Origin of the sequence: Tepidimonas fonticaldi, from assembly GCF_001675355.1 — a bacterium.
In the GTDB taxonomy this organism is placed as follows: Bacteria; Pseudomonadota; Gammaproteobacteria; order Burkholderiales; family Burkholderiaceae_C; genus Tepidimonas; species Tepidimonas fonticaldi.
The window spans coordinates 117,561-143,996 of sequence record NZ_LZDH01000056.1 but is presented as its reverse complement, the minus strand read 5'-3'; the positions used below and the strand labels follow the sequence as shown (position 1 = coordinate 143,996).

23 protein-coding genes and 1 pseudogene are annotated in these 26,436 nt (G+C 71.9%); 17 read left to right on the top strand and 7 right to left on the bottom strand.

What is annotated here, in order from left to right; all coding sequences use genetic code 11:
- The first annotated feature begins 57 nt into the window (after positions 1-57).
- Together A9O67_RS06460 and A9O67_RS06455 are read left to right on the top strand one after the other, a co-directional pair.
- A complete protein-coding gene (locus A9O67_RS06460; protein ID WP_068608582.1) occupies positions 58-1,674 on the top strand; it encodes a peptide chain release factor 3 in 1,617 nt (538 codons plus the stop codon).
- A gap of 22 nt (positions 1,675-1,696) precedes the next feature.
- Entirely contained in the window at positions 1,697-2,281 is a 585-nt protein-coding gene (locus A9O67_RS06455) for a YqaA family protein (protein WP_068608580.1), read from the top strand.
- A gap of 12 nt (positions 2,282-2,293) precedes the next feature.
- On the opposite strand, the gene A9O67_RS06450 is transcribed toward A9O67_RS06455, so the two are convergent.
- Both A9O67_RS06450 and A9O67_RS06445 read right to left on the bottom strand, forming a co-directional pair.
- Positions 2,294-2,608, bottom strand: a complete 315-nt coding sequence (locus A9O67_RS06450) for a cupin domain-containing protein (protein ID WP_058615743.1) — start codon at positions 2,606-2,608, stop codon at positions 2,294-2,296.
- Between the two features lie 40 nt (positions 2,609-2,648).
- On the bottom strand, positions 2,649-3,137 hold the full coding sequence (locus tag A9O67_RS06445; protein ID WP_068608579.1) for a cupin domain-containing protein: 489 nt from the start codon (positions 3,135-3,137) through the stop codon (positions 2,649-2,651).
- A 67-nt stretch (positions 3,138-3,204) separates the two neighbouring features.
- On the opposite strand from A9O67_RS06445, the gene A9O67_RS06440 reads away from it, so the two are divergent.
- Positions 3,205-3,945 (top strand): helix-turn-helix domain-containing protein, encoded by a 741-nt coding sequence (locus A9O67_RS06440; protein WP_197484451.1) that lies wholly within the window; start codon positions 3,205-3,207, stop codon positions 3,943-3,945.
- Positions 3,946-3,947: 2 nt separating this feature from the next.
- On the opposite strand, the gene A9O67_RS06435 is transcribed toward A9O67_RS06440, so the two are convergent.
- Together A9O67_RS06435 and purN are read right to left on the bottom strand one after the other, a co-directional pair.
- Positions 3,948-4,856, bottom strand: coding sequence for an alpha/beta fold hydrolase (locus A9O67_RS06435; protein ID WP_197484450.1), 909 nt, complete (start codon positions 4,854-4,856; stop codon positions 3,948-3,950).
- Between the two features lie 94 nt (positions 4,857-4,950).
- The gene (purN, locus tag A9O67_RS06430) at positions 4,951-5,571 is read right to left on the bottom strand and encodes a phosphoribosylglycinamide formyltransferase (protein ID WP_068608570.1); all 621 of its coding nucleotides are present in this window, start codon (positions 5,569-5,571) and stop codon (positions 4,951-4,953) included.
- Positions 5,572-5,668: 97 nt separating this feature from the next.
- Here purN and A9O67_RS06425 point away from each other — a divergent pair, with 97 nt between their 5' ends.
- The 4 genes and pseudogenes from A9O67_RS06425 to A9O67_RS13790 all read left to right on the top strand — a co-directional run bounded on the left by A9O67_RS06425 (position 5,669) and on the right by A9O67_RS13790 (position 8,732).
- Positions 5,669-6,850, top strand: a complete 1,182-nt coding sequence (locus A9O67_RS06425; protein WP_068608568.1) for an acyl-CoA dehydrogenase family protein — start codon at positions 5,669-5,671, stop codon at positions 6,848-6,850.
- Positions 6,851-6,871: 21 nt separating this feature from the next.
- Positions 6,872-7,984, top strand: a complete 1,113-nt coding sequence (locus A9O67_RS06420; protein ID WP_068608566.1) for an acyl-CoA dehydrogenase family protein — start codon at positions 6,872-6,874, stop codon at positions 7,982-7,984.
- Between the two features lie 12 nt (positions 7,985-7,996).
- Positions 7,997-8,353: pseudogene (locus tag A9O67_RS14040) on the top strand (aldehyde dehydrogenase family protein); the annotation flags it as partial.
- Positions 8,354-8,387: 34 nt separating this feature from the next.
- Positions 8,388-8,732 (top strand): hypothetical protein, encoded by a 345-nt coding sequence (locus A9O67_RS13790; RefSeq protein ID WP_068608564.1) that lies wholly within the window; start codon positions 8,388-8,390, stop codon positions 8,730-8,732.
- A 4-nt stretch (positions 8,733-8,736) separates the two neighbouring features.
- On the opposite strand, the gene A9O67_RS13785 is transcribed toward A9O67_RS13790, so the two are convergent.
- On the bottom strand, positions 8,737-10,884 hold the full coding sequence (locus tag A9O67_RS13785; RefSeq protein WP_068608562.1) for a hypothetical protein: 2,148 nt from the start codon (positions 10,882-10,884) through the stop codon (positions 8,737-8,739).
- Positions 10,885-11,024: 140 nt separating this feature from the next.
- Positions 11,025-11,582 carry an HNH endonuclease gene (locus A9O67_RS06405; RefSeq protein WP_068608560.1) on the bottom strand — a complete coding sequence of 186 codons (558 nt, stop codon included), beginning with the start codon at positions 11,580-11,582 and terminating at the stop codon, positions 11,025-11,027.
- Between the two features lie 58 nt (positions 11,583-11,640).
- Here A9O67_RS06405 and A9O67_RS06400 point away from each other — a divergent pair, with 58 nt between their 5' ends.
- From A9O67_RS06400 to A9O67_RS06355, 10 genes are read left to right on the top strand one after another with little or no spacing between them, the layout of a single operon-like run.
- Entirely contained in the window at positions 11,641-12,705 is a 1,065-nt protein-coding gene (locus tag A9O67_RS06400; RefSeq protein WP_068608558.1) for a bifunctional riboflavin kinase/FAD synthetase, read from the top strand.
- Positions 12,702-15,614 (top strand): isoleucine--tRNA ligase, encoded by a 2,913-nt coding sequence (ileS, locus tag A9O67_RS06395; RefSeq protein WP_068608556.1) that lies wholly within the window; start codon positions 12,702-12,704, stop codon positions 15,612-15,614. Before A9O67_RS06400 ends, ileS begins: the two co-directional genes overlap by 4 nt.
- 15 nt (positions 15,615-15,629) lie before the next feature.
- Positions 15,630-16,139 carry a signal peptidase II gene (gene lspA, locus A9O67_RS06390; protein ID WP_068608555.1) on the top strand — a complete coding sequence of 170 codons (510 nt, stop codon included), beginning with the start codon at positions 15,630-15,632 and terminating at the stop codon, positions 16,137-16,139.
- Positions 16,140-16,153: 14 nt separating this feature from the next.
- The gene (gene modA, locus A9O67_RS06385) at positions 16,154-16,954 is read left to right on the top strand and encodes a molybdate ABC transporter substrate-binding protein (RefSeq protein ID WP_068608553.1); all 801 of its coding nucleotides are present in this window, start codon (positions 16,154-16,156) and stop codon (positions 16,952-16,954) included.
- Positions 16,955-16,961: 7 nt separating this feature from the next.
- Positions 16,962-17,624 carry a molybdate ABC transporter permease subunit gene (gene modB / locus A9O67_RS06380; protein ID WP_068608551.1) on the top strand — a complete coding sequence of 221 codons (663 nt, stop codon included), beginning with the start codon at positions 16,962-16,964 and terminating at the stop codon, positions 17,622-17,624.
- Between the two features lie 10 nt (positions 17,625-17,634).
- On the top strand, positions 17,635-18,786 hold the full coding sequence (locus A9O67_RS06375) for an ABC transporter ATP-binding protein (protein WP_068608548.1): 1,152 nt from the start codon (positions 17,635-17,637) through the stop codon (positions 18,784-18,786).
- Between the two features lie 30 nt (positions 18,787-18,816).
- Positions 18,817-22,278: an MHYT domain-containing protein gene (locus A9O67_RS06370; RefSeq protein WP_082955417.1), complete on the top strand. Its 3,462-nt coding sequence runs from the start codon at positions 18,817-18,819 to the stop codon at positions 22,276-22,278.
- The gene (locus A9O67_RS06365) at positions 22,271-23,311 is read left to right on the top strand and encodes a response regulator (protein WP_082955416.1); all 1,041 of its coding nucleotides are present in this window, start codon (positions 22,271-22,273) and stop codon (positions 23,309-23,311) included. Before A9O67_RS06370 ends, A9O67_RS06365 begins: the two co-directional genes overlap by 8 nt.
- Before the next feature lie 54 nt (positions 23,312-23,365).
- Positions 23,366-24,901: a methyl-accepting chemotaxis protein gene (locus tag A9O67_RS06360; RefSeq protein WP_082955415.1), complete on the top strand. Its 1,536-nt coding sequence runs from the start codon at positions 23,366-23,368 to the stop codon at positions 24,899-24,901.
- Between the two features lie 24 nt (positions 24,902-24,925).
- Positions 24,926-25,315, top strand: coding sequence for a hypothetical protein (locus tag A9O67_RS06355; protein ID WP_156682272.1), 390 nt, complete (start codon positions 24,926-24,928; stop codon positions 25,313-25,315).
- Positions 25,316-25,366: 51 nt separating this feature from the next.
- Here A9O67_RS06355 and A9O67_RS06350 read toward each other — a convergent pair whose 3' ends face one another.
- Positions 25,367-26,356, bottom strand: a complete 990-nt coding sequence (locus A9O67_RS06350; protein ID WP_231960248.1) for a quinone oxidoreductase family protein — start codon at positions 26,354-26,356, stop codon at positions 25,367-25,369.
- Between the last annotated feature and the right edge of the window lie 80 nt (positions 26,357-26,436).

Sequence of the window (26,436 nt, the reverse complement as noted above, 5' to 3'; positions counted from 1 at the left end):
CACGGGGTACGGGGCGCGGGCATGGGGGGCGCCGGGGCTGCGGGATAATGGCGCCCCATGCCAGACCTCGCCTCCGAGGTGCGCCGCCGGCGCACCTTCGCCATCATCTCGCACCCCGACGCGGGCAAGACCACGCTGACCGAAAAGCTGCTGCTGTTTTCGGGCGCCATCCACATCGCCGGCAGCGTCAAGGCGCGCAAGGCCGCGCGCCACGCCACCAGCGACTGGATGGAGATCGAGAAGCAGCGCGGCATCTCGGTGGCCAGCTCCGTGATGCAGATGGAGTACCGCGACTGCGTGATCAACCTGCTGGACACGCCGGGCCACCAGGATTTCAGCGAGGACACCTACCGCGTGCTCACCGCCGTGGACGCGGCGCTGATGGTGATCGACGCCGGCAACGGCGTGGAGCCGCAGACGCGGCGGCTGCTGCAGGTCTGCCGCGCGCGCAACACGCCGATCCTGACCTTCATCAACAAGATGGACCGCGAGGTCAAGGCACCGCTGGATCTGCTGGACGAGATCGAGCGCGAGCTGGGCATGACGGTGGTGCCGTTCACCTGGCCGGTCGGCATGGGCAAGCTGTTCCACGGCGTGTGGGACCGCCGCGCCGAGCAGATGCGCGTCTTCGCCCCCGGCGAGGACCGCCGCGGCGGCGACGAGGAGATCCTGGCCGGCCGCGACAATCCCGCCATCGCGCAGCGCTTCGGCGCCGAGTGGCAACAGGCGCAGGAGGAGCTGGAGCTGGTGGAAGGCGCCACCCCGCCGTTCGAGCACGCGGCGTTTCTGGCCGGCACGCAGACGCCGATGTTCTTCGGCTCGGCGATCAACAACTTCGGCGTCAAGGAGGTGCTGGACGCGCTGGTCGATCTGGCGCCGCCGCCGGGGCCGAAGCCCGCGCTGCAGCGCGAGGTGGCGCCGACCGAGCCCAAGTTCAGCGGCGTGGTGTTCAAGATCCAGGCCAACATGGACCCTGCGCACCGCGACCGCGTGGCCTTCGTGCGCGTGGCCAGCGGCCGCTTCGAGCGCGGCATGAAGCTGCGCATCACCCGCACCGGCAAGGAGTTCAAGCCCAACACGGTGGTGTCGTTCCTGTCGCAGCGGCGCGAGCTGCTGGAGGAGGCCTACGCCGGCGACATCATCGGCATCCCGAACCACGGGCTGCTGCAGCTGGGCGACACGCTCACCGAGGGCGAGGCGCTGCAGTTCACCGGGCTGCCGTTCTTCGCGCCGGAGATCATCCGCAGCGTCGAGGTGGCCGACCCGCTGCGCACCAAGCAGCTGCGCGCCGGCCTGCAGCAGCTCGGCGAGGAAGGCGCGATCCAGGTCTTCCGGCCGATGGCGGGCTCGGTGCTGCTGCTCGGCGCGGTGGGGCAGCTGCAGTTCGAGGTGGTGCAGCACCGGCTGGAGACCGAATACGGCGTCAAGGCGCGCATCGCCGCCAGCCCCTACCACGTGGTGCGCTGGGTGACCTGCCCGCCGGAAAACGGCGGCGAGGCGGAACTCAAGCGCTTCATCGACGCCAACATCCACCGCATGGCGTGGGATGCCGTGGACGCGCCCGCCATTCTGCTCGACCACGCCGCCACGCTGCGCGCGGTGGAAGGCAACTGGCCCAAGATCCGCTTCCACGCGATGCGCGAGCACGCTGGCCTGGTGTTCCACAGCGCCTGACCGCACCCAACCCGCCGTCACCATGCGCCTGTTTGCCCCCCTGTACGAACGTGCCCTGCGCTGGGCGCGCCACCGCCACGCGCCGCGCTACCTGGCGGCACTGAGCTTTGCCGAGTCGTCGTTCTTCCCGGTGCCGCCGGACGTGATGCTGGCGCCGATGGCGCTGGCGCAGCCGCAGCGCGCCTGGTCGCTGGCGTGGCTGACCACCTGGACCTCGGTGCTGGGGGGGCTGGCCGGGTATCTCATCGGCTGGCTGGCGTTTGCGGCCCTCGAGCCGTGGCTGCGCGGCAGCAGCTACTGGCCGGCCTACCAGCAGGCGGTGGCGTGGTTCGACGCCTGGGGCGCCTGGGCGGTGTTCATCGCCGGCTTCTCGCCGATTCCGTACAAGGTGTTCACCATCGCCGCCGGGGCGCTGGCGATGCCGCTGCTGCCGTTCGCGCTGGCCTCGCTCGTCGGGCGGGGGGCGCGCTTCTTTCTGGTGGCCGCGCTGATGCGCTGGGGCGGCGCGCGCATGGAGCCGCTGCTGCGCCGCCACATCGACCGCATCGGCTGGGCGGTGGTGGCGCTGGTCGCCGTGGGCGCGGCGGTGGCGTACACCTGGCGCTGACCACCCCGCCACTCACACCGACCCCGCCCGCTCCACGACCAGAATGCGCGCCGGCCCCTGCGGATGGGCCACGTGCTCGCAGCCGACCTCGGCAAAGAAGACGTCGCCCGGCTCCAGCAGGCGGCGGTGCTCCTCACCGGCCTCGCGCCAGCGCATCTCGACGCGGCCGTCGAGCACGGTAAACACCTCCGCCCCATCGTTGACGTGCCAGCGGTAGGGCGCGTCGGTCCAGTGCAGACGTACGGTGATGCCGTCGAGCTGGGCGATGTCGAGCGCGCCCCAGGCGCGCTCGGCGGTGAAATCACGGGGGTGGATGATGGTGGGCATGGGGGGCTTCCAGGGTGGCTGGGGCGGTCGTTGCACGAGGTCAGTACGGCCGGCCGTCCTTGTGGGTAAAGACCCAGCGGCCATCGACACGCACGGCCCGCAGGTCATCGTCGGGGTAGTGCACCGTGTCGCCGGGGGTTCGATCGCCGATCTCCAAGTAGACCACCGTTTCGGCGGTCGGGTTGACGAGCTGGTGCGCATCGCCCGAGCCGGCGGCAAAACCGGCGCACATGCCAGGGGCCAGCGGCGTGTCGCCGGCATCGGTGCGCAGCACGGGGTGGCCTTGCAGGATGTAGACGAATTCGTCCTGCTGGCTGTGCCCGTGGCGCAGCGACGAGACCGCACCCGGCGCCAGTTCGGTGAGGTTGACACCGAAGCGGCTGAGCCCGAACACGTCGCCCAGCGCCCGCTTGATGCGGCCGGCCATGCGGGCGGCGAACGGCGGCGGGTAAAGCGAGGGCTGGGCGCGGGGCGGCACGTCGAGGGCAGCGACCGCCACTTCAGACGCGGGAGCGGATCCGACCGGCATGATGGCATCTCCTGGAAGGGGTAGGATGGGCACGACGATTCGTCGCACACCCTGGGTATCCTGCGCCATGTATGCTGCCGGCACAATAGCCGCCGCTTCGATCTCAGTCTCGGCCCGCATCGGCGCCATGATCGTGGGCGCGGCCGCAGCGCGGGGGGTGGCGGCCGATGGGTTGATGGCCGCAGCGGGGTTCGAGGCGGCCTGGCTGGACGATCCGAACGCGCGCATGCCCCTGGCGGTGGAAACCCGCCTGTGGGACGAAGCGGCGCGGCGCAGCGGCGACGTGGCCTTCGGGCTGCATGCGGCGGCGGCGATCCGCCCGGGCATGTTCCAGGTGCTGGACGCGGCGGTGCTGCGGCGCCCGGTACCCGCGGCCGATGCGGAGCTGTCGCGCATCGTGACCGCCCATGCGGACGGCCTGCTCGAGCGCCTCGGCTCCCCGGCCGCATCGTGGTCCGACCGGGTACGGCGTGCCTTGCTGCAGGGGCTGGACGGCGAGCGCGCGACCTTGCCCGCCGTGGCCCGCCAGCTGGGCCTGAGCGAGCGCAGCCTGCAGCGGCGGCTGCGCGACGAGGGTACGGGGTTTGCCCCGCTGCTCGACGCGGTACGGCACGAGCTGGCCCTGCGCTGGGTGGGCGAGGGTCGGCTGGCGCTGGGCGAGGTCGCCTACCTGCTGGGGTTTTCGGAGCCCAGCGCGTTTCACCGTGCCTTTCGCCGCTGGACGGGCACCACGCCGCAAGCGATGCGCCGGGGAGCCGCCCAGCCCGCGACAAATACCGACGGCCCGGCCTCGACGGATCCTCGCTGAGGTCATCGCAGCGGGGCCGTGCGGGCCAGAAACGCCAGCAGCGCCGGTGCGACCTGCTCCGGCACTTCCAGATGCGGATAGTGGCCCGCGCCTTCCACCAGGACGGGCGCGGCGCCCAACTGCTCGCCCAGCCAGCGCGCCTCGGCCACCGGATCGGGGAAGTCGGAGTCGCGCGTGCCCATCACCACCAGCGCGGGCACCCGGCTACGTCCCACGATCGCCTCGGTGTCGGCCTTGGAGAGGCCCACCATCGTGCGCAGCGCCGCCATGCGCCCCGGCTCGCGCAGGTTGGCCGCCAGCGCGGCGCGCGCCTGGGCGTGATCGTCCGGCTTGCGCAGGGGGAACAGGCTGTCCCAAAACGCCATCCAGAAAGCCGTGCGCCACGGGCCGGCGAAGCCAACCGCCACCGCCGCGCGCGCCCACCACGGCGGCTCGCCGTCGCGCACCACCGGCCCCAGCAGCACCACGCCGCGCACCTGCGCCGGCATCTCGTGCGCGGCCCACAGCGCCGAGCCGGCGGCAAACGAGTTGCCCAGGATCACCGCCGGCCCGGCCTGCAGGTGCCGGATCAGCTCGAGCGCATCGAGCCCGACGGCGCGGGACGAATAGTCGCCCCAGACCACCGACGAATCGCCATGGCCGCGGATGTCCATGGTGACGACGCGGTAGCCGGCGCGCCACAGCAAGGGCCGCAGCGCCCGGTATTCGCTGCGCAGATCGCCCATGCCGGGGATGGCCAGCACCAACGGCCCAGGGCCGCCGGTGTCGTCGTAGGCGATGCGGCCGTAGGGCAGGTCGAGGTAACTGGTGACAAGGGGCGGCACAGAGGCAGGGGCGGCTGCCGCGCACAGCGGCAGGGTCAACGCGGCGGCGGCGCAGGTGCGGGCAAACATTCGGCCAACGGCGGACATGAGAACGGCTCCAGAGGGGCGGACAAAGACCAGGGCCCCACTGTGCCGGATGCGGCGCGCCCCGGCGATGACCGACGGCGCCAGACGATGGACGTCAGGCGCCAGCGTCGCGCAGCCAGCGCTCGATGGCGCGCGGGTAGATCAGGTGCTCCTGCGTCAGCACGCGCGCGGCCAGCGTCTCGGGCGTGTCACCGGGCAGGATCGGCACCACCGCCTGCTCCAGGATCGGGCCGTGGTCCAGCTCCGCCGTCACCAGGTGCACGGTGGCGCCGGCGAAGCGGCAGCCCGCCTCGATGGCGCGCCGGTGCGTGTGCAGCCCCGGAAAGGCCGGCAGCAGCGACGGGTGGATGTTGAGGAGCCGCCCGGCGAAGCGCTCGACGAAGCCGGGCGTGAGGATGCGCATGAAGCCGGCCAGCACCACGAGCGCCCGGCCGTCCGGGTCGAAGCGCGCGATCGCTTCGGCCAGCGCCGCGTCGAACGCCTCCCGGCTGGGGTAGGCCTTGTGGTCCACCACCGCGGTCGGCAGGCCCTCCCCTTCCGCCCAGGCCAGCCCTTTGGCGTCGGGCCGGTTGCTGATGACGGCGGCGACGAACGCCCCATGGCGCTCGCGCCAGCGCTGCGCCTGCGCCGCGCGCACGATGGCCTGCATGTTGCTGCCGGTGCCGGAGATCAGAATCACCAGCGGGCGGGGGGTCGGTCGGGGGGCTGCGCTCATGGCCCGGCAGTGTAGCGGCTGGCGCTGTCGCGCCCCCGACAGCGCAAAACCGAACGACCGTGCATAAACAGGGCTTCGACCGACGAGGAGACGATGCATGGATCTGGCATTCACGCCCGAGGAACTGGCCTTTCGCGACGAGGTGCGGGCCTGGATCGCGGCGCACCTGGCCCCCGAGCTGGCCGCCAAGGTGCACGCGGGCCTGCGCCTGAGCAAGGACGACATTCAGGGGTGGGCACGCATCCTGGGCCGCCAGGGCTGGCTGGCCTACCGCTGGCCCGTGTCCTTCGGCGGGCCGGGCTGGACACCGGTGCAGCAGCACTTGTTCGACGAGGCCCTGGCCGAAGCGGGCGCCCCCCCGATCCTGCCGTTCGGCCCGGTGATGGTGGCGCCCGTCATCATGGCGTTCGGCACGCCGGAGCAGCACCGGCGCTTTCTGCCCGGCATCGCCAGCGGCGAGGTCTGGTGGTGCCAGGGCTACAGCGAGCCGGGCTCGGGTTCGGACCTGGCCAGCCTGCGCACCCGTGCCGAGCGCGACGGCGACCACTACATCGTCAACGGGCAAAAGACCTGGACCACGCTGGGCCAGCACGCGGACTGGATTTTCTGTCTGGTGCGCACCAGCACCGAGGGCAAGCCACAGACAGGCATCAGCTTCCTGCTCATCGACATGAAGTCGCCCGGCATCACCGTGCGGCCCATCCGGCTGCTGGACGGTGAGTACGAGGTCAACGAAGTCTGGTTCGACAACGTGCGCGTGCCGGCCGACAACCTGATCGGCGAGGAAAACAAGGGCTGGACCTACGCCAAGTACCTGCTGTCGCACGAACGCGCCAACATCGCCGACGTCAACCGCGCCAAGCGCGAGCTCAAGCGCCTCAAGCGCCTGGCGCAGACCGAGGGCGTGTGGGACGATCCGCGCCTGCGCGACCAGATCGCGCTGCTGGAGGTGGACATCGTCGCGCTGGAAATGCTGGTGCTGCGCGTGCTCGCGGCGGAAAAGAGCGGCAAGCCCGCGCTGGACATCGCCGCGTTGCTCAAGATCCGCGGCAGCGAGATCCAGCAGCGCACCACCGAACTGATGATGCTGGTCGCCGGCCCGATGGCCCTGCCCTACCTGGAGCACGCGCTGGAGGGGCACGCCACGGCCGCCGCCCTGGGGGGTGACCCCACGCTGGCCCCCCTGGCGCCGCGCTACTTCAACATGCGTAAGACCACCATCTACGGCGGCAGCAACGAGGTGCAGCGCAACATCGTCGCCCAGACGCTGCTGGGCTGATCCCCGATCCTGGAGACCGTCATGGATTTCGATTTCACCGACGAGCAAATCCAGCTGCGCGATGCCGTGCAACGCTGGGCCGACAAAGGCTATGACTTCGAGCGCCGTCGCCGCATCGTCGCGGCGGGGGGCTTCGACGCCGATGTCTGGCGCGAGCTGACCGATCTGGGCCTGACCGGACTGACCGTGCCCGAGGCGCACGGGGGGCTGGGCCTGGGCCCGGTGGAGGCCATGGTCGTCATGGAAGCGCTGGGCCACGGCCTGGTGATGGAGCCGCTGGCGCAGACGCTGCTGGCCGCCGCCGTGCTGCAGCGCCATGCCGACGCCGCGCTGCAGGCCGACTGGCTGCCGCGCCTGGCTGCGGGCGACCGGATGGTGCTGGCGCACACGGAGCGGCGGGGCCGGCACCGGCTGGACCACTGCACCACCACCGCCACGGCCGACGGGGCGGGCTGGCGGCTGGCGGGCACCAAGCATGTGGTGCCGGCCGGGGACCGCGCCGATGCCTGGCTGGTGCCCGCGCGGCTGGATGGCGCGCTGGCGCTGTTTTGTGTGGAACGGGGCGCCCCCGGCGCCGCCGCCACCGGCTACGCCACCCAGGACGGCAGTCGGGCCGCGGATCTGGTGCTGGACGGTGCGCCGGCCCGGCTGGTCAGCCGCGACGGCGACACCGCGCTGGCCTGGGCCGTGGACGTGGGCATTGCGCTGGCCTGCGCGCAAGCCGTGGGCGTGATGGACCGCACCCTGGCGCTGACGCTGGAGTACCTGAACACGCGCAAGCAGTTTGGCGTGCCGATCGGCAGCTTCCAGGCGCTGCGCCACCGCGCAGCCGACATGAAGATGGAACTGGAGCTGGCCCGCAGCATGAGCTACTACGCCACGCTCAAGCTCGGCGAGCCCGCCCCGCTACGCCGCCAGGCGCTGGCACGGGCCAAGGTGCAGCTCGGGCGATCGATGCGCTTCGTGGGCCAGCAGGCGGTGCAACTGCACGGCGGCATTGGCGTCACGGACGAGTACGTCGTCAGCCACTGCTTCAAGACGCTGACGCAGCTGGAGCTGACCTTTGGCGACACGCTGCACCACCTGGGCGAAGTCGCCGCCCGCATGACGGACGAGGCCGGCGTGGCGGCCTGAGCGCCCTGCCCCATGGGCGTCGGGCGGCTGGTGATGCAAGCCGCTGCCGCGCAGCTCACCCCCGTGACGCTGGAGCTGGGCGGCAAATCCCCGGCCATCGTGGGCCCGGGCGCCGATCTGGCGCAAGCGGCCGACCGCATCGCCACCGCCAAGGGCTGGAACGCCGGGCAAACCTGCATCGCGCCGGACTATTGTCTGGTGCCACGTGCGCGGCAGGCCGACTTCGTGGCCGCCCTGCGCCAGAGTGTGCGGCGGCGTTGGCCGCTGGGCGAGGCCGACCCGGACTACACCGCGCTGATTTCCACCGCCGCCTGGGCACGCATGCAACGGCTGGCGGAAGAAGCCGCGGCGGGCGGTGCCACACTGGTGCGCCCGGGATGCCGGGCCCACCGGCACGCGCTGCATGGGGCCGGTCGCCGTGCTGGACCCACCGGCCGACTGTGCGCTGATGCGCGAGGAAATTTTTGGCCCGCTGCCGCCCATCGTTCCCTACGACGGCGGCGTGGAGTCGGCCATGGCCGCGGTCAACGACTGCATGCTGCACCAGCCCCAGCACGGTCTGCCGTTTGGCGGCATCGGGCCCAGCGGCATGGGGGCCTACCATGGCCGGCATGGGTTCGACCGGTTCTCGCACCTGAAAGGGGTGTACCTGCAGCACCCGCTGGTGGGCGCGGTCTTCGACCGCTGGGTGCGGCCGCCCTACGGTGCCTTCAGCGCGCGGCTGCTGCGCTGGATGCTGCGGCGCTAGGGCTTCACCCCCCCCACCAGCCGGCGCGCCACCCCCACACGGCCACGGCCAACGCCGCCAGCAGCGGCACCAGCCAGCGCCAGGGCGACGGCGCGTCGGCATCCGGATCCGCCCCGCCGCGCTGGGCCCCGGGGGGCAGCGTCGCCAGCGCGGTCAGCCGCACGCCAAAGGGGATGCTGATGCGGGCGCGAATATTCACGGCCCAGCCGTTGGCGTCCAGAAGGGGACCGATGTTGCGCTGCCGCAGCTTGAGCCACGCCAGCAGCACCGACGGCCCCGAGATCAGCACCATCAACCCCAGCACCACGAGCGGCATCTGCCACCAAGCCAGTTGCAGGAAGCCCGTGACCACGGCGGCGAGCGCCGTGCCGATCGCCCCGAGCGCCAGACCGATCGCGGCGAAGATTCCCGCAAAGCGCGCGATGTCGAACGCCTGCTGTCCGGCAGGCTTGGCCGCGGGCTGTTGCACGGCCTCGGCGCCCGCCCCCACCCGCTCTGCCGCCTGGGCCTGCACCGCCTGCTCGCGGGCCGCGGCGAATTTGCGCACCTGCTCGCCGATCAGCCGCGCGATCCGTTTGTAGGGGGCCCAGAAGGCCTCGCGCACGCTGATCGGGTTTTCCACCACGCGCACGACGCGCGCGCTCCAGTCCCGCCCCTGGCGATCGACGAACACCCCGTTGCGCCCCGGGACCATGAAGTCCGGCGCATCGCCGGCGGTCAGGGCGGCGACGATGGTCATCGGCGGCTCGCCGGCGCGCTCGCAGTGGCAGTACAGCAGATACAGCCCGCTGTAGGCGGCGAGCTGCGCATGTGCGGCCGCATCGGCCACGGGCAGACACAGCTGGCATTCGCGCTGGTCGATGAACAGCGTGCCGGCCTGGAAGGCGGCCGGCTGCGTGCCACCGTAAAAGTCCGCAAAGTTGACGACGTTGCGCAACAGGACGCCCAGATCGCGGCGCCACAGCAGCAGGCGCTGCAGCGCATCCAGACGATCCGCCAGCGCGGCGGCCTCGCGATCACGCGCCATCAGGGCCCGCAGCCGCGCGGGCACATCGGCGGTGCGCCACTGGGCCAGGGTATCGGCATCCCAATCGGCAACCGGCGTGTCCGGGCGTGCCGCCGCCCACGCGCGCCAGGCACCCAGGCGCTCGCGCAACCGTGCCCAGTCGTCGGCCTCCAGGGTGTCGCGCTCGCCCAGCAACGGGGCGACGGCCTGCTCGCGCAGCGCGGCGATGGCCGCCGCCCAGGCGGGGTTGATGCCGTCGCGCAGCGGCAGCACGGCCGACGGCTGCACATGGGCCAACGGCAAGGCGGCGAGTTCGGGCCGATCCGGGCTGAGCGCCTGATCGGCCAGGGCCTGCACCTGATCGGGCGTCCAATCGAGGGCGGCCGCGGCCCGGGGGTCGAACGCGGCCAGCCGACAGCGGGTGAAGTGATCCTCCACCTTGGCCGCCACGGCATCCACCGCGTGCAGCGCCGCGGCCATCGCCTGCGCGTCGCCGGGCGGCCGGGCTGCCTGCCACGCCAGCACCGCGGCCACGTCGGCCTCGCACGCGGCCAGCGCCTCGGCGTCGATGCCGGGCTGGCCGCTGCGGTCGGGCGTCGCCCCGCGTGCGGCGGCGATCCGCTCCACCCAGTCCGCCAGGCCCGCGTCCTCCGCACGGGCCAGATCGGCCGGCACGACCCCGTCGCCGTTCGGCAACGCCGGGGGGAAGACCTGCGCCAGGTCCGCCATGTCCGACGCCTGCAGCGCCTCGGCGCCCGGGCGGCCCGCGCGCACCAGCAGTTCGCGCGCGGCGGCCTGCAGCGCCACCCCCTCTTCGTCGTCGGTCAGTGCCGCCAGCGGCAAGGCATCGCCGGGCGCGAAGATGAGCGCCGGATCGCGCAGCCGCTGGCACACCCAGCGCACGGCGTCACGCACCTCGGGCAGCCGCACGCGGCCGTCGCTGTCGCTGTCGAGCGCGGCCAGCGTCTGCGGCGCAATGGCCAGCCCTGCGGTGGGGCAGGCCAGCGCCGCCCACAGCTTGGGGTCCAGCTCCGCCAGGGCCCACAGGTCGGCGGCATGGTCCAGCCGCACCTGCTCCACGCCGCCGGCGCGGAAGAAGCGCCAGCGGTGGGCGTCTGCGGCAGCGGTGGCACGGGCGTCCGGCATGGAGGACTCCTACGCGACGGAAGGGGATGATCGGGGCGACGCGGTGGAGCCATCGTAACCGGCTTTTCCGCGCCATGGGCGCTGGCGTGCAGCAGCGCAGACCCGGCCCAACCTGGGCGGGCGCGCCTTGCGCCGTGCGGTCAGGCGTGCAGGCGGGAATGCCGCGGCAGATGCGCCATCAGAAACTCCATCTGGTCCGCCAGGATGCGGCGGTTGCGCAGGATGAAGTCCTCCCACAGGCTCGGCATGTACGGCGCGTACAGCAGCGGCATGTGCGCCTGCTCGGGCGTGCGGTTGCCCTTGCGGTGGTTGCAGGCGCGGCAGGCGGTCACCACATTCATCCAGTGGTCACGCCCGCCCTGCGCGAGCGGCCGGATGTGCTCGCGCGTCAGCAGGGCGTCGTCGAAGCGGTCCCCACAATACGCGCACAGGTGCCGGTCGCGGGCGAACAGCTTGGCGTTGGACAGCGACGGCACGATGTCGAACGGGTTGATCGCCGTCTGGCCCCGGGTGCCGATGATGGAGTGCACCGCCACCACCGACTGCTGGCCGGTGCGCGCGTTGTGCCCGCCGCGAAACGTGGCGATGTGCGCCCCCGCCACCCAGCGCACATCGCCGGCGGCGTAGTGCAGCACGGCCTCCTCCAGCGTCAACCACGCCTGCGGCAGGCCTTGCCCGGTCAGCTTCAGCACCCTCATGGCTGTGTCATAGTAACGCGCTTTGGCGACGTTCGCGTGACAGCCGCCCGCCCACCACATGAAGATCACCTACGGCCTGCACAACCTGCGCCAGCGCCCCGCCGTGTCGCGGGCGCTGACCATCGGCAACTTCGACGGGGTGCACCGCGGTCACCAGGCGATGCTGGCGCTGCTCATCAACGAGGCGCGGCACCGCGGCGTGCCATCGTGCGCCGTCACCTTCGAGCCGCATCCGCGGGATTTTTTCGCCGCCCGCCACCGCCGTCCGGAACTGGCGCCCGCGCGCATCGCCACGCTGCGCGACAAGCTGGCCGAGCTGCGCCGCTGCGGGATCGACGAATGCGTGATCCTGCCGTTCGACGACGCGCTGGCCGGGCTGTCGGCCGATGCGTTCGTGGACGAGGTGCTGGTCGGCGCCCTGGGGGCGCGGTATGTGCTGGTGGGCGACGACTTTCGGTTCGGCGCGCAGCGCCGCGGCGACTACGCGCTGCTCGATGCGGCGGGCGAGGCCCGGGGTTTCGACGTCGCGCGCATGATGAGCTACGAGGTGCACGGGCTGCGCGTGTCCAGCTCGGCCGTGCGCGAGGCGCTCACCGCCGGCGACATGGCCCGCGCCGCCGCGCTGCTGGGGCGCCCCTACGCCATCAGCGGGCACGTGGTGCACGGGCGCAAGCTGGGCCGCGCCCTCGGCGAGTCGGCCTCCGGTCACGGGGACGGCTTTCGCACCCTCAACCTGCGCTTCGACCACTGGAAGCCGGCCGCCAGCGGCATTTTCGTCGTGCAGGTGTATGGGCTGGATCCGGCGCCCGACGCCGCCCCCCTGCCCGGCGTGGCCAACCTGGGCGTGCGCCCCTCGCTGGATCCCAACGACGTCAACGGCGGCCGCGTGCTGCTGGAAACCCACTGTCTGGACTGGCCCGAGCGGGTGCGCGCCGCCCTGGCGCACGCCCCGGTGCCGGGAGAGGCCTACGGTAGAATCATCCGCGTCGAACTGCTGCACAAGCTGCACGACGAACGCCGGTACGACAGCCTGGATGCCCTGACCGCCGGCATCGCACAGGATTGCGCCGATGCCCGCGCCTGGTTTGCCGCGCACGGCCCCACGCCCGCCCGCCCATCATGACCGACCGCCGCGACTCCGCCCCGGCCCCCGACTACGGCCACACGCTCAATCTGCCGGACACCCCTTTCCCCATGCGCGGCAACCTGCCGCAGCGCGAGCCGGACTGGGTGCGCCAATGGGAGGCCCAGGGCATTTACCGCCGTCTGCGCGAGGCGCGCCGCGGCGCGCCCAAGTTCATCCTGCACGACGGTCCGCCGTATGCCAACGGCAAGATCCACATCGGCCACGCGGTCAACAAGATTCTCAAGGACATGATCGTCAAGGCCCGCCAGCTCGCGGGCTTCGACGCGCAGTACATCCCCGGCTGGGACTGCCACGGCCTGCCGATCGAAAACGCGATCGAGAAACTGCACGGCCGGGGCCTGAGCCGCGACGAGATGCAGGCCAAGGCGCGCGCCTTTGCCACCGAGCAGATCGACCAGCAGCGCGCCGATTTCAAACGCCTGGGCGTGCTGGGTGACTGGGAGCGGCCCTACCGCACCATGGACTTTCGCAACGAGGCCGAGGAGATCCGCGCCTTCAAGCGCGTGATGGAGCGGGGCTTCGTGTACCGCGGGCTCAAACCCGTGTACTGGTGCTTCGACTGCGGCTCGTCGCTGGCGGAGTTCGAAATCGAATACGCCGACAAGCAGAGCCAAACGCTGGACGTCGGCTTTCTGTGCGCGGAGCCGGACAAGCTGCTGCAGGCTTTCTTCCGCGACAGCGGGCTGCCGCACGCCAGCCCCGCCGGTCTGCAGGGGCGACCCATCTTCGCCGTCATCTGGACCACCACCGCGTGGACCATTCCGGCCAACCAGGCGCTCAACCTCAACCCCGAGCTGCTCTACGCCCTGGTGGACACGCCGCGCGGCCTGCTGGTGCTGGCCGAGGCGCTGGTCGAGTCCTGCCTGCAGCGCTACGGCCTGGAGGGGGCGGTGCTGGCCACCGTGCCCGGCCGCGCGCTGGAAAAGCTGAACTTCCACCACCCGCTGGCCCATGTGCACCCGGGCTACGACCGGCTCGCCCCCGTCTATCTGGCCGACTATGCCACCGCCGACGACGGCACGGGCATCGTCCACTCCGCGCCTGCCTACGGTGTGGAGGACTTCAACTCCTGCGTGGCGCACGGGCTGGCGCTGGCCGACATTCTGAACCCCGTGCAGGGCAACGGCGTGTATGCGCCGGAGCTGCCCCTCTTTGGCGGACAGTCCATCTGGAAGGCGGCCCCGGCGATCATCGATACGCTGCGCGAGGCGGGTCGCCTGTTCGCCACCCAGACCATCACGCACAGCTATCCGCACTGCTGGCGCCACAAGACGCCGGTGATCTACCGCGCCGCGGCCCAGTGGTTCGTGCGCATGGATGCGCCCACGGCGGCCACGCGCGGCATCTTCGCGACTGACCCAGCGCCGCGCACCCTGCGCGAGATGGCGCTGGAGGCCATCGAGCACACCCAGTTCTACCCGGAAAACGGCCGCGCACGGCTGCGCGACATGATCGCCAACCGGCCCGACTGGTGCATCAGCCGCCAGCGCAGCTGGGGCGTGCCCCTGCCCTTCCTGCTGGAGGTGGACAGCGGCGAGCCGCACCCGCGCACGCCCGAGATCATCGACCTGGCCGCCGAGGTGGTGGAACAAGGCGGCATCGAGGCGTGGAGCAAGCTCACCCCCGCCGACATCCTGCAGCGCATTCGCGACGGCGGCGACCCGTCCCGCTGGAGCAAGAGCAACGACATCCTGGAGGTCTGGTTCGACTCCGGCACCACGCACACGACGGTGCTCAAGGGCAGCCACGCCGGTGCCGGCCACGACAGCGGCCCGGAAGCCGACCTGTACCTGGAAGGCCACGACCAGCACCGCGGCTGGTTCCACTCCTCGCTGCTGACGGCCTGCGCCATGTACGGCCGCGCGCCGTACCGCGGCCTGCTGACCCACGGCTTCACGGTGGACGGCCAAGGCCGCAAGATGAGCAAATCGCTGGGCAACGTCGTCGCCCCGCAGGAAATCAGCGGCAAGCTCGGTGCCGAGATCATCCGCCTGTGGGTGGCGGCGACCGACTACTCCGGCGACCTGGGCATCGACGACAAGATCCTGGCGCGCGTGGTGGACGCCTACCGGCGCATGCGCAACACCCTGCGCTTTCTGCTCGCCAACATCAGCGACTTCGACCCGCAGGCCGATGCGGTGCCCACGGAGCAGATGCTGGAAATCGACCGCTGGGCGCTGGCGCGCACCGCGCAATTGCAGGCCGAGATCCTGGCGCACTACCACGTCTACGAATTCCACCCCGTCGTGGCCAAGGTGCAGGTGTTTTGCTCCGAGGATCTGGGGGCGTTCTATCTGGACGTGCTCAAGGACCGCCTGTACACCACCGCCCCCAAGAGCCTCGCGCGGCGCAGCGCCCAGACCGCGCTGCACCAGATCACACATGCCATGCTGCGCTGGATCGCGCCCTTCCTGTCGTTCACCGCGGAAGAAGCGTGGGCGCTGGTCGGCACCCCGGTCAACGGCTCGCCCTCCATCTTCACGGAGACCTACTTGCCGCTGCCCACGCCCGACGAGGCGCTGCTGGCCAAGTGGGCGCGCATCCTGGCGGTGCGCGATGCGGTCAACAAGGCCATCGAGGACGAACGCAGCGCCGGACGCATCGGCCCCTCGCTGCAGGCCGAGGTGACGCTGACCCTCCCGCCCGAGGACCATGCGCTGCTGGCCACGCTGGGCGAGGATGCGAAGTTCGTCTTTTTGGTGTCGGCACTGACCCTGCAGGCCGGGGCCGCCCTGGCGGTGCAGGTGACGCCGTCGCCGCACGCCAAGTGCGCGCGCTGCTGGCACTGGCGCGCCGACGTCGGCCACGACGCGGCCCACCCCCACCTGTGCGGGCGTTGCACCAGCAACCTGCACGGCGCCGGCGAAGCCCGGCACGCGGCCTGACGCCCGCGCCGCCCCATGGCCAAGGCCTCGTCCAAAGGCATGCTGACCTGGCTGGGGTTGGCGTTCCTGATCCTGCTGCTGGACCAGATCAGCAAAGGGCTGATCCTGGTCTTTTACCGGCTGGGCGACGCCACGCCGGTAACGTCGTTCTTCAACCTCGTGCGGGTGCACAACACGGGGGCGGCCTTTTCGTTCCTGGCCAACGCCGGGGGCTGGCAGCGCTGGTTTTTCATGGCCATCGGGGTCGGGGCGGCCATCTTCATCGTCTGGATGCTGCGCGCCCACGCCGGCCAGCGGCTGTTTGCCTTTTCCCTGTCCTGCCTGCTCGGCGGCGCGCTCGGCAACGTCATCGACCGCATGGTCCACGGCTATGTGGTGGACATGCTGGACTTCCACTTCCGCTGGCTGACCCCGCTGTTCCCCGGCGGGCACTTTCCGTCCTTCAACCTGGCCGACACCGCGATCACCATTGGCGCCATCGGCCTGATCCTGGACGAGATCCTGCGCGTGCGGCGCAGCCGCTGACCGAAGGAGCCCCCATGCCATCCCCCCTTCGCCGCTGGATCACCGTCGCCGCGCTGTCGCTGGCCACCATCGGCTGGCAAAGCACCGCGCTGGCCCAATCCACCCCGGCTGCCCCGCCCACCGTGGCCGCCGCCGCCGACCTCAAGTTCGCGGTGGAGGAGGTCGCCAAGCTGTTCGAGCAGCGCACCGGGCAGAAGCTGCGGCTGGTGTTCGGCTCGTCCGGCAACTTCTACTCGCAAATCCTGCAGGGGGCGCCGTTTCACCTCTTCATGTCGGCCGACGAGGACTTCGTCTTCAAGCTGGCCGACGCCGGCAAGACGCTGGACCGCGGCCGACTCTACGCCTTCGGGCGCATCGGCATCATGGTGCCGAAGGGCTCGCGCCTGAAGGCCGACGGCGAGCTGAAGGATCTGGCCGCGGCGCTGAAGGACGGGCGGCTACGCAAGTTCGCCATCGCCGCGCCGGACCACGCCCCGTACGGCAAGCGCGCCAAGGAGGCGCTGCAGCACGCCGGCCTGTGGGAGGCGATCGAGCCCAGGCTGGTCTACGGCGAGAACATCGCGCAGACGGCGCAGTTCGCCACCTCCGGCTCCACCGAGGGCGGCATCATCGCGTTGTCGCTGGCCAAGGCGCCGCAGGTCGCGGCGCTGGGCGACTTCGCGCTGATCCCGGAATCGTGGCACAGGCCGCTGGCGCAGCGCATGGTGCTGATGAAGGACGCGCCGCCGGCTGCGCGGCAGTTCTACGACTTCCTGGCCACGCCGCAGGCGCAGGCCATCATGGTGCGCTACGGCTTCGCGATGCCGCAGCGGTGACGCCGCGATGGACTGGCAGGCGCTGATCCTGTCGCTGGAGCTGGCGGCGGCGACCCTGCTGGTGCTGCTGCCGCTGGGCCTGTGGATGGGGCGCTGGCTGGCTCGCGCCAGCTTCGTCGGCAAGTCGCTGGTGGAGGCGGCGGTGGTGCTGCCGCTGGTGCTGCCGCCGACGGTGCTGGGCTACTACCTGCTGGTCTCGCTCGGTGCCGCGTCGCCGCTGGGCGCCTGGATGCTGGAGCACTTCGACATCCGGCTGACGTTCAACTTCCTGGGGCTGCTGATCGCCTCGGTGGTGTTCAACGTGCCGTTCATGGTGCAGCCGATCCAGCGCGCCTTCGAGGCCATCCCGGCCAACCTGACGGAGGCCGCCGCGGTGCACGGCCTGTCGCGCTGGCAGACGCTGTGGCGCGTGGAGCTGCCGCTGGCCTGGCCGGGGATCCTGTCGGCCTCGGTGCTGACCTTCGTGCACACGCTGGGGGAGTTCGGCGTCGTGCTGATGGTCGGCGGCAACATCCCCGGCGAGACCAAGACGATCGCCATCAGCATCTACGACCGCGTGCAGGCGTTCGACCTGCAGGCGGCCGACCGCATGGCGCTGCTGCTGCTGGTGCTGTCGCTGGTGGCGGTGGCGGCGTCGTTCTTCGCCGCGGCGCGCACCGCGAAGCGTTGAGGGCCCGGTCATGAGCGGTGCCTTGCACGTCGAGATCGACCAGCACGAGCCGATGCCGCTGCACGGCGCGGTGCAGTGCCAGCCCGGCGAACTGCTGGCGCTGGTGGGGCCGTCCGGCGCGGGCAAGACCTCGCTGCTGCGCTGCCTGGCCGGGTTGATGCGCCCACAGCGCGGCGTCATCCGCGTCGGCGACGAGGTCTGGGTGGACACGCAGGCCGGGGTGTTCGTGCCGCCGCAACGGCGCCACGTCGGGCTGGTGTTCCAGAACTACGCGCTGATGCCGCACCTGAGCGCGCTGGACAACGTGGCGCTGGCGCTGCTGCACCGGCCGCGCAGCCAGCGCCGCGCCGAGGCGGCGCGCTGGCTGGAGCACGTGCGCCTGACGCCGCAGCAGATGCAACGCCGGCCCGCCAACCTCTCCGGCGGGCAGCAGCAGCGCGTGGCGGTGGCGCGGGCGCTGGCGCGCCAGCCGCGTTTGCTGCTGCTGGACGAGCCGTTCTCGGCGGTCGATCAGATGAACCGCCAGGGCCTCTACGGCCTGCTGGCGGACCTGCGCAAGGATCTGGCGATCCCGATCATCCTCGTCACGCACGACATGGTCGAAGCGCGCCACCTGGCCGACCGGCTGGTGGTGATGGATCAGGGCCAGGTGTTGCAGAGCGGCACGCCGGCGCACATCTACCGCAGCCCGCGCAACGCACGCGTGGCCGATCTGTTGGGCGTGCAGAACCGCTTCCAGGGCGTGTGGCTCGGACCCCGCGACGAGGCCGACCGCGCCGCCGACGCCGGCTGGCTGCAGTGGCACCTGGCGGATGGCAGCCCTTCCCCGCTGCAGCTGCGCGTGCGCGACAAGGGCAAGATCCCGCCGGGGCAGCGCGTCACCTGGGTGGTGCAGGGCGACGGCCTGCACCTGGACGGCGAGCGCGCCGCCGGTTCCTACACCCCCGGCACCTGCGAGCAGGCACTGGCCACCACCGTGCGCACGGTGCGCAACCTGGGCGAGACGACGATGGCCAGCGCCAGCGTCGATGGCCTGCCGGGGGTGGAGCTGCGGCTGGTGCGCTCCGGCCCGCTGCGGCAGGTGCTGCAGCCGGGCCAGCCGCTGCGCGTCTGGCTGGACTGCGACTGGGTGCACGTGATGCCGACGCGCGGCGCGCGCTGAACGTCCGTACCCACGCGTCCCGCGCGCGCCATGGCGCCCCGCTATGATGGGCGCGCAGCGGTCGGGGGTGGCATGGACGCATGGTGGCAACGTTGGTTTGCGTGGCGGGACGAGGCCGGGCCGCTGGCCGCGGTCGTCTACGACCCGTGGTTGGTCGCGCTGTCGCTGCTGATCGCCTGTGCCGGCGGCGTGGCGGCGATGCAGCTGGTCAGCCTGGCGCGCCGCGCCGACCGCTTCGGCCCCGTGGTGGCGCGCGGCGCCTACGCGCTGGCGTCGCTGGCACTCGGGGTCAGCGTGTGGGCGATGCATTTCATCGGCATGCTGGCCGCCGACCTGTGCCAGCCGGTGCGCTACGACCCCTGGATCACCGCGCTGTCGATGCTGCCGAGCCTGGCCGCCTCGGCCATCGGCCTGCGGCTGTACGCGCGGCCCGGCGCGCAGGGCCGCCCCGGCGTGCGCGCGGTGGTCATGGCCGGCGTGTGGGTCGGCGCCGGCATCGGCGCCATGCACTACAGCGGCATGGGCGCGCTGCGCATCGCCAGCACGCTGCGCTACGACCCGGCGGGCGTCGCGCTGTCGATCGTGGTGGCGGTGGCGCTGGCGGTGGCGGGACTGGGCGCGCGCGAATGGTTGCGCCGCCACACAAGGCTGCCGGGGCTGGCCGGCATCGTCATCGCCGGCGGCATCCTGGGGCTGGCCACCAGCGGCGTGCACTACACCGCGATGCACGCCTCGCTGTTCATCGGGCCAGTGGACCCGGCGTTTGCGCGCTGGTCCAGCCGCCAGTTCGAGCTGGCGGTGGTGGTGGCGGTGGTGGTGGCGGTGACGTTCGGCTTTGCCTGGGGGCTGCTCGGGATCGCGACCTACCGCGCGCTGGCCCGGCGCCTGGGCGAGCGCGAGGCGCTGCTGAGCGACATCCTGAACCACCTGCCCGGCGCCATCGTGCGTGTGCGCGCCGGCGGCGGCTTTGAGCGGCTGCTGGTGTCGCCGTCGCTGGCCGGCCTGACCGGCCAGTCGCCCGAAAGCTACTGGCGCGGCGAGTGGTCGCTGCTCGATCTGGTGCACCCGGACGACCGCGCCGCCGTCGCGCGGGCGATCCCGGATCGGCGCCCGGCTTTCTTCCAGACCGAGCTGCAGGTGCGCGTGCGCCACGCCACCCGGGGCTGGCGGCAAGTGCGCGTGCGCGCGGTGGCGCACGACTTTCAGCCCGATCCGCGCGGGCGCGGCGCGCCGATCCCGGTGCTGGACCTGTACCTGACCGACGTCACCGAGGAGCACGAGGCGCGCGAGCGCGAGCGCGCGCTGCTGGCCGCGATCGACAACGTGGTCGGCCGCGCCGTGCTGGCGCCGGACGGCACCTTAGTCGAGGTCAACGCCAAGCTCGCGGGGCTGCTGGGCTACGCGCCGCACGAGCTGCAGGGCCAACCCCACCGCCTCGTCTGGACCGACGAGGCGCAGGAGGCCGACATGGCCGCCTTCTGGGCCGCGCTGCGGCGCGGCGAGGCGCAGCCGGGCGAATTCCCCCGCCGCACGCGCGACGGCCGCACCGTGTATCTGTCGGGCTGGTACCAGCCGATGCTTGACGCCGAGGGGCGCGTGCGCTCGGTGCTCAAGCTCGCCTTCGACGTCACCGAGCGCGTGCACATGGTGCAGGCGCTGCAGCGCACCCAGCGCGAGCTGGAGCAGGCGCTGGCCAGCCGCAGCGCCTTCTTCGCCAACGTCAGCCACGAGATCCGCACGCCGATGAACGCCATCGTCGGCTTTGCGGAGCTGCTGCGCGAGCGGCTGCCCGACGGCAGCGCCGAGCGCGAGCAGGCGCGCACCATCCTGGAGTCGGCGCGCGCGCTGCTGCGCATCCTCAACGACGTGCTGGACGCGGCCAAGCTGGAGCGCGGCGAGTTCCGCATCGTGCCGGTGCCGTTCCGGCTGGACCGGCTGCTGCACGACCTGGTGTCGCAGTTCGGCGTGCTGGCCGCGCGCAAGGGGCTGGACCTGCGGCTGGACGCGGCCGTCACGCTGCCGCGCTGCTGGCACGGGGATGGCGACCGCGTGCGCCAGATCCTGACCAACCTGCTCGGCAACGCGCTCAAGTTCACCGAGCGCGGCGGCGTCACGCTCGGCGCGGCGGTAGCCGGGGAGTTCCTGCTGCTGTGGGTGGAGGACACGGGCATCGGCATCCCCCCGGAGCGCCAGCGCGCCGTTTTCGACCCCTTCGTGCAGGCCGACGCCGGCACCGCGCGCCGCTACGGCGGCACGGGCCTGGGCATGAGCATCGTGCGGCGCCTGGCCGAGCTGATGGGCGGGCGCGTGGCGCTCAGCAGCGAAGTCGGCGTCGGCACGCGCGTGGAGGTGCGCCTGCCGCTGTTGACACTGCCCGACGATTTGTGCGCCGAGGAAACCGGGATGACCGACGGCACGGGGGCGCCGGGAGCGCCGCTGCGGGTGCTGGCCGCCGACGACGTGGAACAAAACCGCGAGCTGCTGGCGCGCCTGCTCGAACGCGAGGGGCACCGCGCCACCGTGGTGGCCGACGGCGCGGCGCTGCTGGCGCACTACGAGGCCGATCCCGCCGCCTGGGATGTCGTGCTGCTGGATCTGCACATGCCCGGGCTGGACGGTGTGGCCACCTGCGAGCGCCTGCGCGCGTGGGAGCGCGCGCAAGGGTGGCCGCCGGTGCCGGTGCTGGCGCTGAGCGCCAGCGTGTTGGCGAGCGACCGTGCCGCCGCCCTGCACGCCGGCATGGACGGCTTCGTGGACAAACCCATCGACCCGCAGGCCCTGCGCCGTGCGCTGGCCGAGGCCGGCCGGCGCCGGCACGGGCCCGATGGACCCGCAGCCGCGCCGCCACCCGATCCGTCCGCTGGCGGCGGGGCGACCGAACCGCCACCGGAGACGCCCCGAGCGCCGGATGGCGGCGCACCCGCCGCGCCTGCGCCGCCCGTGGCCGACCCCGCGAACGGCCGCGCGCTGTGGGGCGGGGAATGGGTGGCGCAGGTGCAACGCTGGTACGCGCAGCAGGCCCCCGCCTGGGCCGACGTCGAGCGCTGGGACCGTGCCGCATGGCACCGCATCGCCGGTGCGGCGGCCAACCTGGCGCTGCCCGCGCTGGCGCTGGCCGCGCGCGAACAGGAGCGCACCCTTGCGCAAGGCCAGCCGGCCGACCCCGCGGCGGCGCGGCAGGCCTGGCAGGCGTTGACCGACTGGCTGGCGCAGCAAGCGCCGCCGCCTGCACCGGCACCCGCCATGCCGCCGGCCGACGCGCTGTCCCCACCCGGGCCCGCCGCCGCAGCGCTGCTGCGACAGATCGAGGCCGCCTGCCGCCGCGGCGAACTCGACGAGGCGGCGCTGGCCGCGCTGGCCGTCACCCACCCCGCGCACGCGGCCGCGCTGCGCGAGGCGCTGGACGCCTTCGACTTCGACACCGCACTGGCGCGGCTGGCGCAGTGGCGGCCCGCCGCCCCCCACCCCGAGGAGACCCCGACCGATGCCTGATGCCACCGCCCATTCCCCCGACTTCGGCGCCTGGGCCGAGCTGGACGCCCCGCCGCGCCTGCTGCTGGTCGACGACGAGCCGGCCAACCTGCAGCTGCTGCGCCAGGTGCTGGAGGGGGAGTACCGCCTGTCGTTTGCGCGCAGCGGCACCGAGGCGCTGCGCCGCGTGCGCGAAGCCCCGCCGCAGCTGATCGTGCTGGACGTCATGATGCCCGGCATGAGCGGCCACGACGTGCTGCGCTTGCTCAAGGCCGACCCGGCCACGGCCGACATCCCGGTGCTGTTCTGCACCGCGCTGGACGCCGACGAGGACGAGGCCGCAGGCCTCGCACTGGGCGCCGTGGACTACGTCACCAAGCCGATCTCGCCGCCGGTGCTGCGCGCGCGCATTCGCAACCACTTGGCGCTGGTGCAGCGCGACGAGGTCGAGCGCACGCGGCTGGAGGTGATCCGCCGCCTGGGGCGCGCAGCCGAGTTCAAGGACAACGAAACCGGCCGCCACGTCATCCGCATGAGCCACACCAGCCGCCTGATCGCGCAAGAGCTGGGCGCGCCGCGCCGCTACGCCGACCTGCTGCTGGCCGCCGCGCCGATGCACGATATCGGCAAGATCGGCGTGCCCGACGCCATCCTGCTCAAGCCCGGCAAGCTCGACGAGGCCGAATGGGCCGTGATGCGCCAGCACCCGCAGATGGGCGCCGACATCATCGGCGAGGACGCGAGCCCGCTGCTGCGCATGGCGCGCACGATCGCGCTGCAGCACCACGAAAAATGGGACGGCAGCGGCTACCCGCACGGCCTCAAGGGCGAGGCCATCAGCCCCGAGGCGCGCATCGTCGCGGTGGCCGACGTGTTCGACGCGCTGACCAGCGCGCGCCCGTACAAGCCCGCCTGGCCGCGCGAGCGCGCGCTGGCGCTGCTGCAGGAGCAATCCGGCCGCCACTTCTGGCCCGACGCCGTGCAGGCGCTGCTGCGCCGGCTGGACGACATCTGGGCCGTGCACCTGGCCTGGCGCGACGAGGATGTGGCGTGACCTTCTGCTAAAGTCGGTTGCTTGATCCATCCAACCCACAAGAATGGAGGAGACATGTCCCAAGCTGCGTTGGCGATTTCCACGGCCACAGCACCCACCCAGGCCCCATCGGGGGGCCAGGGGTGGCGCCACAACCTGACCGTGGGGTGTGTGACCGCTATCGTCGCTTCGGCCATGCCGCTGATCGGTGATGCGGTCGGCTGGGCGTCCGGCAGCGCCATCCCCGCCTGGCGCTGGGGGCTGGACGGGCTGGCCGTGGCCGGTGCCGTCGCCGGTGTGGCGTGGACCATGCGCACCATGAAGCAGCGCGTGCGCGCCATTCGGCGTGACATGCTGACGCTCAGCATGGGCGACCTACGACAGCCCATCGTGTCCGACGCCGATGACGCCCTCGGCAGTCTGCAGCGGGAGCTGGCCATGCTGCAGGCGGCCCTGACCGACATCATCCGCGCCGTGCGTCACGCCAGCAACGAGGTGGTGCACTCGGCGATCGAAGTCACCCACGGGGCACGCGATGTCGCCGCGCGGGCCGAATCGTCCGCCGCGGCGCTGGAGGAATCCTCCGCCGCGCTGGAGCAGACCTCGTCCACTTCGGCGCATACGGCCGACTTGGTGGCACAGGCGGCCGACCTGGCGCAGACCAACGCCGGCTCCGCGGCCCGCGGGGGCGAGATCGTCGAGCGCGTCGTGCAGACCATGCGCCGCCTAGAAGAGTCCTCCGCGCGCATCCGCGACATCACGGGCGTTATCGACGGCATTGCCTTCCAGACCAACATTCTGGCGCTCAACGCGGCGGTGGAGGCGGCGCGCGCCGGCGAGGCCGGCCGCGGTTTTGCCGTGGTGGCGGGCGAAGTGCGGCAACTGGCGCAACGCTCCAGCCAGGCCGCGCGCGAGATCAAGGACCTGATCGAGCGCACCGTGCAAGACGTGGCCGCTGGGGTGGAAGTCGTGCAGGGCGTGGGCGGAGTCATGCAGGACATCGTGGCCTCGGCCCAGCGCACGCGCGAGCTGATGGACGAGGTGGCCAATGCCGCGCGCGAGCAGCAGCTGGGCGTCAAGCAGATCGGCGAAGCCGTGCAGGAGCTGGACCGCAACACCCAGCAGAACGCCGCCTTGGCCGAAGAAACCGCCACCGCCTCGGCCGCGCAGCGCGATGCCGCGCTGCGCATGGCCGCACTGGTGGATGAGTTCCGTCTGGCCGGCAGCCAAAGCCAGTACCCCAGCGCTGTGCAGGGCCTGGACGTCGACGGCATCATCGATGCGCATCGGCAGTGGAAGGTCAAACTGCGCGACGCCATCGAAAACCGGGCCAGCGTGGACACCGACACGCTGCGCCGCGACGACTGCTGCGCACTGGGCAAGTGGATCTATGGCGAAGGCCGTCAGCGCTTCGGTTCGCAGCCACGCTTTGCCGAATTGGTCGAACGTCACAAGCACTTCCATCAAGTCGCTGCAGGCGTGGGCGAACGGATCAACCGCCACGAGTGGCGTCAGGCGGAGGACGCCATCGCGCCCGGCACGCCATTCAGTCAAGCCACTCGCGGGGTGGTGCAGGTGCTGTCGGCGGTCAAGCGCATCGGCTTCGACTGAATCCCGATGTATAAACAGGGCAACGTGAAACGCGCGATCGCTTTTCTCTTGCCCGCCATGTTGGCTGCGCCGGCCCTGACGCAGCCGGTGGCCTGCCATGTGGCTTACGCCGGGGCCACGCGCGTCTTCGTCATCGAGCCCACGGCGCACGAGGGACCTGCTCGGCCTCTGGTGGAAGGCGCCTCGGTCATCGTGGAAGTTGCCAACCGCCTGCCCCCGGCCCCTGGAGCGGGCGTGACGGTACGCACGCTGGGGCTGCAGGACGGCCGACCGTATTTGCTGCATCAGGCCAGCTACCTGCCCGGATCGCCCGCCATCGGCCCGCACGGGTTTACCGGGCTGCAAGTGGTGCGCGAACCGTCCCGCGGCAACGAGTTGGCTTACTGGTGCGAAACTGCCCCCAACCGGCCATGACGCGCCCGTGACCGGGCGGTGGCGCGCTGGCGCCGCACCACCGCACAGCCGTCAGGGCAGCAGCACGGTCGAGCCCGTGGTTTGCCGCGCCTCCAGCGCCCGGTGAGCGTCCTGCACCTGTGCCAGCGCAAACCGCTGCTCGACGTGGATTTTGACCTGTCCCGACGTCACGACACCAAACAGGTCGTCGGCCATGGCCTGCGTGCGCTCGCGGCTGGTGATGTGCGAGAACAAGGTCTGCCGCGTCACGTACAACGAGCCCTTGGGCCCCAGGATGCCGGGCGCAAACGGCGGCACCGGGCCGCTGGCGTTGCCAAACGACACCATCAGCCCAAACGGCGCCAGACAGTCCAGCGAGCCGTCCCAGGTGTCCTTGCCCACCGAGTCGTACACGACCTTCACCCCTCTACCGCCCGTGATCGCCTTGACGCGCTCGACAAAGTTCTGCGTGCGGTAGTTGATGCAGTGCTCGGCCCCGTTGGCGATCGCCAGCGCGCACTTGTCGTCGGTGCCGGCGGTGCCGATCAGGCGCAAGCCCAGCGCGCGCGCCCATTGGCAGGCGATCAGGCCCACGCCCCCCGCGGCCGCATGAAACAGCACAAAGTCCCCGGGCTGCAGCCCCTCCACCGGCCGGCTGTGCTTGAGCAGGTATTGCGCCGTCAGCCCCTTGAGCATCATGGCCGCACCCTCTTCGAACGAGATGGCGTCCGGCAGGCGGCACACATTCATGGCCGGCATGACGCGCACATCGCAGTAGCTGCCAGGCGGCTGGGACGCATACGCCACGCGGTCGCCCACGGCCAGGTGCGTCACGCCCTGGCCCACCGCCTCCACCACGCCCGCGCCCTCCATGCCCAGACGCGCGGGCAGCGGCATCGGGTACAGGCCCGTGCGGTGGTAGACGTCGATGAAGTTCAAGCCGATGGCGTGGTGGCGGATGCGCACCTCGCCAGGCCCCGGATCGCCCACCTCCACCTCGACGAGGCGCAGCACCTCGGGGCCGCCGGGGGCGTCGATCTGCACGGCACGACTGTTCATCATGGGGGGTCTCCTGCGGGTCAGTGGCCAAACAAACCCCCAATGGTGCCACGACTGGGGCAGGGCCCATCGGCGACGTGATC

What these genes read in the sequence shown, in the direction of transcription:
- A9O67_RS06425 (WP_068608568.1), top strand. Translation starts at nt 5,669, where the DNA reads ATGGATCTGGCATTCACGCCCGAGGAACTGGCCTTTCGCGACGAGGTG.
- modA (WP_068608553.1), top strand. Translation starts at nt 16,154, where the DNA reads ATGCCATCCCCCCTTCGCCGCTGGATCACCGTCGCCGCGCTGTCGCTG.
- A9O67_RS06435 (WP_197484450.1), bottom strand. Translation starts at nt 4,856, where the DNA reads ATGTCCGCCGTTGGCCGAATGTTTGCCCGCACCTGCGCCGCCGCCGCG.
- A9O67_RS06440 (WP_197484451.1), top strand. Translation starts at nt 3,205, where the DNA reads ATGTATGCTGCCGGCACAATAGCCGCCGCTTCGATCTCAGTCTCGGCC.
- A9O67_RS13790 (WP_068608564.1), top strand. Translation starts at nt 8,388, where the DNA reads ATGGGGCCGGTCGCCGTGCTGGACCCACCGGCCGACTGTGCGCTGATG.
- A9O67_RS06360 (WP_082955415.1), top strand. Translation starts at nt 23,366, where the DNA reads ATGTCCCAAGCTGCGTTGGCGATTTCCACGGCCACAGCACCCACCCAG.
- A9O67_RS06420 (WP_068608566.1), top strand. Translation starts at nt 6,872, where the DNA reads ATGGATTTCGATTTCACCGACGAGCAAATCCAGCTGCGCGATGCCGTG.
- A9O67_RS06400 (WP_068608558.1), top strand. Translation starts at nt 11,641, where the DNA reads ATGAAGATCACCTACGGCCTGCACAACCTGCGCCAGCGCCCCGCCGTG.
- A9O67_RS06370 (WP_082955417.1), top strand. Translation starts at nt 18,817, where the DNA reads ATGGCGCCCCGCTATGATGGGCGCGCAGCGGTCGGGGGTGGCATGGAC.
- A9O67_RS06350 (WP_231960248.1), bottom strand. Translation starts at nt 26,356, where the DNA reads ATGATGAACAGTCGTGCCGTGCAGATCGACGCCCCCGGCGGCCCCGAG.
- A9O67_RS06375 (WP_068608548.1), top strand. Translation starts at nt 17,635, where the DNA reads ATGAGCGGTGCCTTGCACGTCGAGATCGACCAGCACGAGCCGATGCCG.
- A9O67_RS06405 (WP_068608560.1), bottom strand. Translation starts at nt 11,582, where the DNA reads ATGAGGGTGCTGAAGCTGACCGGGCAAGGCCTGCCGCAGGCGTGGTTG.
- ileS (WP_068608556.1), top strand. Translation starts at nt 12,702, where the DNA reads ATGACCGACCGCCGCGACTCCGCCCCGGCCCCCGACTACGGCCACACG.
- A9O67_RS13785 (WP_068608562.1), bottom strand. Translation starts at nt 10,884, where the DNA reads ATGCCGGACGCCCGTGCCACCGCTGCCGCAGACGCCCACCGCTGGCGC.
- lspA (WP_068608555.1), top strand. Translation starts at nt 15,630, where the DNA reads ATGGCCAAGGCCTCGTCCAAAGGCATGCTGACCTGGCTGGGGTTGGCG.
- purN (WP_068608570.1), bottom strand. Translation starts at nt 5,571, where the DNA reads ATGAGCGCAGCCCCCCGACCGACCCCCCGCCCGCTGGTGATTCTGATC.
- A9O67_RS06365 (WP_082955416.1), top strand. Translation starts at nt 22,271, where the DNA reads ATGCCTGATGCCACCGCCCATTCCCCCGACTTCGGCGCCTGGGCCGAG.
- A9O67_RS06455 (WP_068608580.1), top strand. Translation starts at nt 1,697, where the DNA reads ATGCGCCTGTTTGCCCCCCTGTACGAACGTGCCCTGCGCTGGGCGCGC.
- modB (WP_068608551.1), top strand. Translation starts at nt 16,962, where the DNA reads ATGGACTGGCAGGCGCTGATCCTGTCGCTGGAGCTGGCGGCGGCGACC.
- A9O67_RS06445 (WP_068608579.1), bottom strand. Translation starts at nt 3,137, where the DNA reads ATGCCGGTCGGATCCGCTCCCGCGTCTGAAGTGGCGGTCGCTGCCCTC.
- A9O67_RS06450 (WP_058615743.1), bottom strand. Translation starts at nt 2,608, where the DNA reads ATGCCCACCATCATCCACCCCCGTGATTTCACCGCCGAGCGCGCCTGG.
- A9O67_RS06460 (WP_068608582.1), top strand. Translation starts at nt 58, where the DNA reads ATGCCAGACCTCGCCTCCGAGGTGCGCCGCCGGCGCACCTTCGCCATC.